This window comes from Eubacterium sp. CAG:161 (assembly GCF_000432355.1).
Lineage (GTDB): Bacteria > Bacillota > Clostridia > Lachnospirales > Lachnospiraceae > Eubacterium_G > Eubacterium_G segne.
This window is the reverse complement of the sequence record NZ_HF991833.1, coordinates 1-8,321: the sequence shown is the minus strand read 5'-3', so window position 1 is coordinate 8,321 and position 8,321 is coordinate 1. Positions and strand designations below refer to the sequence as shown.

The following is an 8,321-nucleotide window of genomic DNA, read 5'->3' as shown; positions in this document are numbered from 1 at the left end:
AAACCCTGCCACTGCTTTTTTAGTCATTTCTTAGTCAAACATCGGTTCAATAAGACCGTATGTATTTCCTTTTCTCTTGTAAACAACGTTTACTTCATCAGTATCTGCATTAAGGAATACAAAGAAATTATGTCCTAACAGTTCCATCTGAACGCAAGCTTCTTCCGGATCCATAGGTTTAATTCCAAAGCTCTTTGTTCTGACAATCTTTACAGCATCCTCTTCGTCATCATCGTAGTCTGCTTCCAAATAAGCAGCTGAAAAATCCTCCCTAAATGCTTTTTTCTTATCAACAAGTTTATTTTTATACTTTACAAGCTGACGCTCTATAGTTTCTTCAACCATATCTATAGATGCGTACATATCCTCGCTGACTTCTTCCGCTCTGATAATGTTTCCTTTTACAGGAATTGTTACCTCCACTTTCTGATCGTTTCGATTAACACTAAGGGTAACATCTGCTCTAGTCTCCTCTGCAAAGTACTTGTCTAACTTTCCGAGCTTCTCCTGGACTGCACTTTTGATGCCATCTGTTACCTCAATATTCTTTCCGAAAATATTAATTTTCATGGTACCACTTCCTTTCATTAACTAGTAATTAAATTATACCATAATATGCCGATATTTCAAAAGGATTTTTATTGTTTTTTGCTATTTTTTCCCGGTATTTTTTTTCTAAAGACCATTTTGTATATTTTGCACAATAAAACCATCATTTTGGTACTTTCGACCTTTTTTGACCTGAAAGTTATTAACATTAGTTATTAACATATTTTTTGCCATCTTTTTATCGACAAAATAGGTTATCAACCGAGTTATTAACATTATTAACCTTTTTTGTAGTCTTTTTATGTAAATCTTTGTCGAATTATAAAAGAACGAACGTTTTGTTAACATGTAATAAACTTGTGCATTTTCCACATAACCTCTTGACTTTTCAAAGATTTTCATTGCACAATCATTTATCCTTGTTTTTTCATGAGATTTGGTGCCATACATCATTTAGAAATACAACACAAAATTAATTTCAGGCAAAAAAAATAACCATGCGGACAACAATCTGTCTGCATGGTTATTTTTAATATTAATTAATAATTCTCCTTGCTGCACAAGGTGAACCCATTCCGCTAATTATAATACCTGTGCTTTCTGTTGATGCATGGATAATCTGTCCACCACCTATGTAGATAGCCACATGGCTAATAGTTGAGCCGCCGTACTTATAGAATAATAAATCTCCCGGCTGTAATGCTCCTAATGAAACTGCTGTTCCGTTGTATACCTGAGTATATGATGAACGGTTAAGTGAATAACCAAAGTGTGCATATACTGACATTGTAAATCCCGAGCAGTCTGTTCCGTTAGTTAAACTTGAACCACCCCATACATATGGATTTCCAAGGAACTGCTTAGCGTATGCAACTACTGCTGAAGCTCCGCCTCCTGATGCATCTCCATATGAAGGCTGTGTGTTTGTACTCTGTGAAGGAGTACTATTGTTATTGCTACTATTATTACTCTTGTTACTGTTATCACTGTTATTATTTGATGTATTGTTGCCAGCTGTGTTAGAAGAGTTGTCTGACTGTAAATTATTATTGCTTTCAGCCTTCTTCTGAGCATCTAACTGTGCCTGACGCTCTCTTGCCTCTTCTTCTTTCTGCTTTCTAATCTGTTCCTTTTCTTCCTTGATGGTAATGGCTGTATCCATATCAATACTTATCTTAACAAAGTCTGATGATACCCAGCCACTAACTCCGGCTTTAATTTTGATTTTAACCCAATTGCCATCATTGCTGAACTTCTTTATAACGTATGTTTCCTTATTGTAAACGTTAGTTACTACATCTGACTTAGTAGTAGGGGACTGTCTTACGTGGATACCTGTATCCTTAATGTTAGCAAATACATATCCGTCATCTAATGCGTAATCCTGTGCCTTACTTCCTGTTACGAAATATTCTGCTTTTATATAGCCTGTACAATTTCCGGATACAATCTTGTACCATCCGTTGTTTGTCTTTTCAAGAATTCTTGCACCACAGTTGTTGTAAATCTTACCAACCATTTTTCCCTTTGTGCTTGGTATTCTTCTGACTCTTACGTAACCTTCTGCACCACCGTTAACTCTGGCGATTGCTATATCACTAAATAATTCTTCTTCGCTTGATGTTTTCTTCTTTGTAGTCTTCGTAGTAGTTTTGTTTGTTTCTACTGATGAATCCTTTTCCGGAAGTAATGATGCCAAATCGTTTTCACTACCTGTACTTGCAATATAGTTTTCTATGGCAAGTGCAGCTCCTGCGCTTGGTTCTTCGATATTTAATTCCTCACCAAACATCGGCTGAACTAGCGTAACAGCCATAACAGCTGCTAAAACACTTCCGGCAAATCTTTTTGAATAATTATATCTCATTTAAAATCAGACCTCCAATATCTTGCCTTATTTAAAATTTTACATATTAAAATATTACATTTTTGTTACAATTATAGCATTAGTCTCACAACTTGTCAACAAATTGCTCTTTATGCCATACATTTTATAACAAAAATGTACCATTCTCTAATATGTCTGTTAAGATTATTTTTCTTCCTATAGATTATAAGATATGTTATACTTAAAATCAACATTAATTTGTAAAAAGAGGTTTGCAATATGAAAAAAACAGTATTACTAACCGGTGCTTCCGGTGGAATCGGTGTTGAAATTACACGTTTTCTCATTAATAAGGGATTTAAGGTTATAGGAACTTATTATTCTAATGAAGATGCACTATCTTTCATTGCCCAAGAAGCAAATGGGAGTTTCTTCTATTATAAATGTGATTTATCGGATTTTAATAATATAAATAAATTAATGAAACAATTAGAACTAGACGGCCATTATCCTGATATTCTAATTAACAATGCAGGGATTTCCGTTATTGGGCTTCTTCAGGATTTAACAGAAAAAGATTGGAATAATTTATGGAACTCCAACGTAACATCAGCAGTTGGCATGTCAAAGGAAATCATTCCTGTTTTTCTAAAAAAAGGAGCCGGAAAAATTATAAACATATCCTCTGTGTGGGGTAACTGTGGTGCCTCCTGTGAAGTAGCCTACTCTGCCACAAAAGGTGCAATAAATTCCTTTACTAAGGCTTTAGCTAAGGAGCTTGCTCCTTCAAACATCCAGGTCAATGCCATTTCCTGTGGCATAATCGATACTAAAATGAACGCTCACTTAACTAAAGAAGATATAAATGCCCTATGTGATGAAATTCCCTGTGGAAGAATCGGAACCCCTTATGACGTGGCAAAAGCCGTATTTTCACTAATAAAAACAAGTGATTACCTGACTGGACAGATAATCACTCTTGATGGAGGATGGACTGTTTAGCAATCCATCCTTTTATTTTTCTATTTCACCATTTTCATACGATTTAATATGAGCTGTATTTCCTCCCTCTGTTACAGAATCCCCCTGATTATTAATAACATGGGTTATCTGACCTTTTCCCGTTAGTTTTACGGTAACTACATTATGAAGGCTGACGCCTTCCTTATCCGGAACCTCAGCCCCTGATAATATTTCAATATCTGCATCCCTGTTATAACAATATATGCCAATACCATATCCTTCAAAATTTTCTGCATCATCACTTATTTTAAGGGATGCGTAACCTTTAACCGTTCCATTATGACTCATGTATGCCTTTTGTTTTGGTACATCATAAGGCATTTCGCTTTGATAGAAATAAAGTCTTCCATTATTTCCATTCCATATAGTCTGATACTTTTGAAAATGCTCTACAAACAGTCCATACATAGTTACATCATCACCATTAATAATAATTCCATTAGGTGCCGTATTAACATTCCATCCCACATTATCACTGTGGTCGGCACGCCAAACCCAAAGATTATCTCCTAAAACGTTATTGCTGTTTATTGTGATACAGTTGTCTGTTTTTCCTGCATATTTTCCGCCACCTACCCTGAAATACACGTCACTTAGGCATATAGGGTCATCTTCATGAAACACATCACTTTTTTCACTTCCTACCTTAAGCATAGTTTCTAATTTTTTCTCTCCTGCATCAAACAAAAGTCCACAAATTTTTATGCCTGAAACATCCTTTGTTTCCATACATATATTTCCGTCAACTGCTTCTAACGTGGCAAGCCCCATTCCATAAATAATAGTATTTTCTTTTGTTACATTTATGGTTTTATCAATTTTATACACACCAGGTGTAAATAAGATATTTTTACCCTGTGCTAATGCCTTATTAATAGTATCTGCGTTATCCTTATCAGGGCTAGCTATGTAAAAAGTATTAAGGCTATAGCATGTACCTTCCACTCCATTTTCCCACGAAATACCGTCACAATCTTTTCGCATTTTAGGTACCATTACCCCAAAGCCCTCTTCATCATCGTAACATAAATATGGTTTTTCCTGAATTTCAGGCGTTTTTTCCACCCTTGTGTATGGAACATAAGGCCATGGTCCCTGAGGAATTATAGATGTTCTAACCCCTGTAAACACCATGTTCCAAACACCGCCTTCCCAGTAATTCCATTCATCATTTCTACATAAATATTGCTGCTGGGAGCCTGAAGACACGTTGCCATTAAATTTAGAATCTGCCATGAAGCCGCCACTGGACCATCCTTCTCCGTCGCTTAAAACTATACCATCTTCAGAATTAATTCTTCTAAGAGACACTGCCTGGGAGTTAGCCCACATACAGTATTCATTGATGCTGAAATTTTCTGCTCCCCGCCAAAAATTACAGGTAGCATTATGATTCATCCATGAAGCATCCACCCACAATTTGTTTATGTTAGTATCTGCAGGTAAAACTCCCAAACCTAACACCTGAGTATAATATCCCACATTTACCTGGAGAGATTTCCCGTAGTCTCCCGGCATAAAAGCTATGGCATATCTTTCGTCTCCAAATTGATTTCTTTCCTGAATATTGTATATTTCGTCTAGCTTCTTTTGAATATCCGATGCATCATCCTTTGGAGAAAATATAAGCACATTATCACCTAACACAGATTTATCCTTTACCGCCTTGCCGTTGCTTTTGTATTCAATAACATTTTGGATTCCTGTCTTTAGCTGTTTCTCAGTACTTTTCTCTTTTTGATTATTTGTAGTACATCCCACCAAAATAATGGTTGTAGCTGCAACTAATAATGTAAGCAGATACTTTTTCATTTCTGTCTCCTTATTTTAAACTTCCCTCACAATATAAACCGAATGCCTTGTGGTTACAAAAAGTGTTTTCCTTTTTTCTCCACCAAAATCAAAAGTCGTCGGCCTCTCCTGTATTCTTATTGTATATACGTGTTTTCCTTTATCATATATTTTTATGTTGTCATCACCGACATAAATTTTGTCATCAAATTTCTTTACCTTAAAATCCCCCTCCTCAATTATAGGAACAGGATTTTCCAAAAGTCCTTCCTTGGTTATGTCACACTGCCATACTCTCTTGTATAACTCGTCCACGGAATAAAGCTTCCTGCCCGGCTTTGACCTTGCCAAATTATTAGCCCTTATTAAATCATAATGACACGGAACAATTGTAGCACCGTCAAGACCTAAAAACGCTGTTTTAGGATTATAGGTAACTGCTTCTGCGAAATCCGTGCTGTCCCTCCAACGGTTTCCCGGGTACAATACCCTTTCCGGTTCTATATCTCCTATGTTAATTTTGTGAAGTTTAACAATTTCCCGGTTAGCATCAACAGAGAAAGCCACAACCTGCGCCCTTCTGTCATACCAGAAGCCATAGGAAGTTCCATTAGCATCCTTAGGCAGTGTATTTACAATTTCTTTTCCATTAATGGTTGCCTCCATAGGAATGCTATATTCGCCTACCACAATAATGTTATCCCTTGTGTCAAAACCAATGGAATTAATTTTATATGGTGATTCAAAGAATAGGGAAAGTTTAAGAGTCTTTCCGTCAATTCTATATACTTTTTTATCTAAACTGTCTACAAAATAGAAGTTGCCCTTTCCGTCACAGCATCCTCCATCAGCGAATCTGAACCCGTCAAACAAACGGGTAGATATGTACTTTTCCTTTCTGTTTCTGTCATCCTTAATTATAGTTTCATTGTTGGTAATAACCTCTTTTTGTTCATTTCCCGTAACTTCAACAACTGCTGCCTGCCATGGTCTAAGTTCAATTCCCGTATTTACATCTAACAGAAAATTGTCAATTGTATATTTCATTTGAGAATAATTATGAACATTTAAAAACTTTATGTTTTTACAGTTCCAGGTTTTTACGCAATAAGGAAATGCTTTATTTACAAACACTGTTCTAAAGCAATATGTTGTTGCAAAGGTTATGTTGTTACAATTATGTAATTCTATAGGAATGGCAAACTCCCCTTCTGCCTTTTCCTCCTCGCTTTGGAATCCATATATTTTTATGTTTCCGGCATTTATCATTCTAAGCTCACATCTGCCATGATGCTCTAGGGACAGGCAGTAAAATCTAGATGGAGTATCTGTATTTTCAATGTGAAGTCCTGCCGTAACATATGGACTTGCAGACCATATATCCTTAAAAATACCGCCTCCACCATTACATATAAACAGGCTTGGATACTGGTAATCCCACACTCTTTTAACATCCACATCTCTTGCTCTTCCCTCATCATATGGCATTTCAAATTCTCCGGTACCCTTTACAAGGTTTCCGTGACCTCCGAAGAATTTCACATCATTAATGTAAGAATTACCTTTTGCCTGCCATTTCACACCACAGGCTCTTGGATTTCTTGCACTGGTATTTATACCTATTCCAAACAATATATTTTTCTTATTTGAGCTTTCTATTAAAGGCTTCATTTTACCAAAGCCTGTAAATTTTTCCGTATTATCTCTTAAAATCAGCTGTGTAGATACCGGATTCATACCTATGAATACAGTATTTTCAGCTAATTTAATGGTATCGGATAAAATGTATTCTCCCTGAGGGAAATAAATAACCTGATATTTTTCTATTGCTTTTTTCAGGCTTTCCGTATCATCTGTTATGCCGTCCCCTGAAAGTCCCACTTCCTTTGCATTAACCCACAAGTCCATATCCGGAAGCTTTGGAATATCAGTTTTTAAGTCATTGTAATTAATCTCCCTTGCATATCTATATATCTCATCATGAAACTGCTTGTCGGGAAATACATCGGATACCACCACACCGTGAATATATTTTTTTAGTCTGCATTGATAATCTTCATTGGCAATATTCTTTTCCGTGTCCTTAAATCTGATTATATTTTCCACAGCCTTCAGCTGACAGTTATATACATTTATCTGGGTAAGGGAGTTTAACTCCTGGGCAGCACTGATAATACAACTCATATCCTCAAAAATACTATCCTCTATTATGATTTTTTCAAAATAGCCCTCATCAACATCAATAAACTTGGATGTATTTACACTATGAGCTCTTATAATATTAAATCCCGCCTCGTGAGTTTTTATTGCCGCAGATGTTTGCCCATAAAACCTTGTATCCACCATTACAAAAGGCCATCCCGGAGAGCATTTTGTGGTTATGATTCCGTACTTTCCACCACTAATAAACACATCCTCCATTTCATTTCCCACATCATATATACCTGCCATTCCTGATTCTACATGTATATCAATGTGATTAACAAAACAGTGCTGGGCGTAATGAGTCCTTAAGGCAATAGCATATCCATTTCCCTTTCCAAGATGTATGTTTACATTAGACATGGCACTGTAAAAGGTTCCCGGATTGGCATCAGCTATTTTGCTTTCATCCTCTGCCATCATATTTACAAACCAAAAAAGATACTTGTATCCTCCTTTTTGCTCAGGATGCGGTTCATTAAAGCCTTCTGCATTATCCTTTAATATAAACTCCGGTCTTTCTTCTCCATATCCTATAATCCTTACAGCCTTTGGTATATAAATTGTTTTACTTATAAGATATTTTCCCTCTGGCACAAAAAGGACGCCATACCCCTGCCTTTTTACAACAGAGTATACTGCGTCCTGTAACTGACTGCTAACATCCATGGTTCCGTCATTTCGGATGTCAAAATTTTCCTTTGTAAAATAAACTGCGTTGTGGTCATGCAGCATTTTTTTATAAAATGATTCGCCGTTCATATACATACCTCTTTACATATGTGATATGTTTCGATTTTATCAAATATGTGAATATTATGCAAATTAAAACTATTTCAAATATTTTCTTAAAAACTTACTAAATTTCTGATTATCTTTTCATAAGTTGGTAAATGCCGATATATCCCGTATTTTAGGGCTTTATCGG

5 protein-coding genes are annotated in these 8,321 nt (G+C 36.0%); 1 reads left to right on the top strand and 4 read right to left on the bottom strand.

Annotation, left to right across the window (positions count from 1 at the left end):
* Window positions 1-30 precede the first annotated feature (30 nt).
* Both hpf and Q5O30_RS00260 read right to left on the bottom strand, forming a co-directional pair.
* A complete protein-coding gene (gene hpf, locus Q5O30_RS00265; protein WP_021951770.1) occupies window positions 31-570 on the bottom strand; it encodes a ribosome hibernation-promoting factor, HPF/YfiA family in 540 nt (179 codons plus the stop codon).
* 514 nt (window positions 571-1,084) lie between these two features.
* Window positions 1,085-2,416, bottom strand: a complete 1,332-nt coding sequence (locus tag Q5O30_RS00260) for an NlpC/P60 family protein (protein WP_021951769.1) — start codon at window positions 2,414-2,416, stop codon at window positions 1,085-1,087.
* A gap of 240 nt (window positions 2,417-2,656) precedes the next feature.
* On the opposite strand from Q5O30_RS00260, the gene ymfI reads away from it, so the two are divergent.
* Window positions 2,657-3,379 carry an elongation factor P 5-aminopentanone reductase gene (gene ymfI / locus Q5O30_RS00255; RefSeq protein ID WP_021951768.1) on the top strand — a complete coding sequence of 241 codons (723 nt, stop codon included), beginning with the start codon at window positions 2,657-2,659 and terminating at the stop codon, window positions 3,377-3,379.
* A gap of 12 nt (window positions 3,380-3,391) precedes the next feature.
* Here ymfI and Q5O30_RS00250 read toward each other — a convergent pair whose 3' ends face one another.
* Together Q5O30_RS00250 and Q5O30_RS00245 are read right to left on the bottom strand one after the other, a co-directional pair.
* Window positions 3,392-5,212, bottom strand: a complete 1,821-nt coding sequence (locus Q5O30_RS00250; RefSeq protein ID WP_021951767.1) for a hypothetical protein — start codon at window positions 5,210-5,212, stop codon at window positions 3,392-3,394.
* 15 nt (window positions 5,213-5,227) lie between these two features.
* Window positions 5,228-8,155 carry a glycosyl hydrolase family 28-related protein gene (locus tag Q5O30_RS00245; RefSeq protein ID WP_021951766.1) on the bottom strand — a complete coding sequence of 976 codons (2,928 nt, stop codon included), beginning with the start codon at window positions 8,153-8,155 and terminating at the stop codon, window positions 5,228-5,230.
* Window positions 8,156-8,321: the final 166 nt, after the last annotated feature.

What these genes read in the sequence shown, in the direction of transcription:
- Q5O30_RS00245 (WP_021951766.1), bottom strand. Translation starts at nt 8,155, where the DNA reads ATGAACGGCGAATCATTTTATAAAAAAATGCTGCATGACCACAACGCA.
- Q5O30_RS00250 (WP_021951767.1), bottom strand. Translation starts at nt 5,212, where the DNA reads ATGAAAAAGTATCTGCTTACATTATTAGTTGCAGCTACAACCATTATT.
- hpf (WP_021951770.1), bottom strand. Translation starts at nt 570, where the DNA reads ATGAAAATTAATATTTTCGGAAAGAATATTGAGGTAACAGATGGCATC.
- ymfI (WP_021951768.1), top strand. Translation starts at nt 2,657, where the DNA reads ATGAAAAAAACAGTATTACTAACCGGTGCTTCCGGTGGAATCGGTGTT.
- Q5O30_RS00260 (WP_021951769.1), bottom strand. Translation starts at nt 2,416, where the DNA reads ATGAGATATAATTATTCAAAAAGATTTGCCGGAAGTGTTTTAGCAGCT.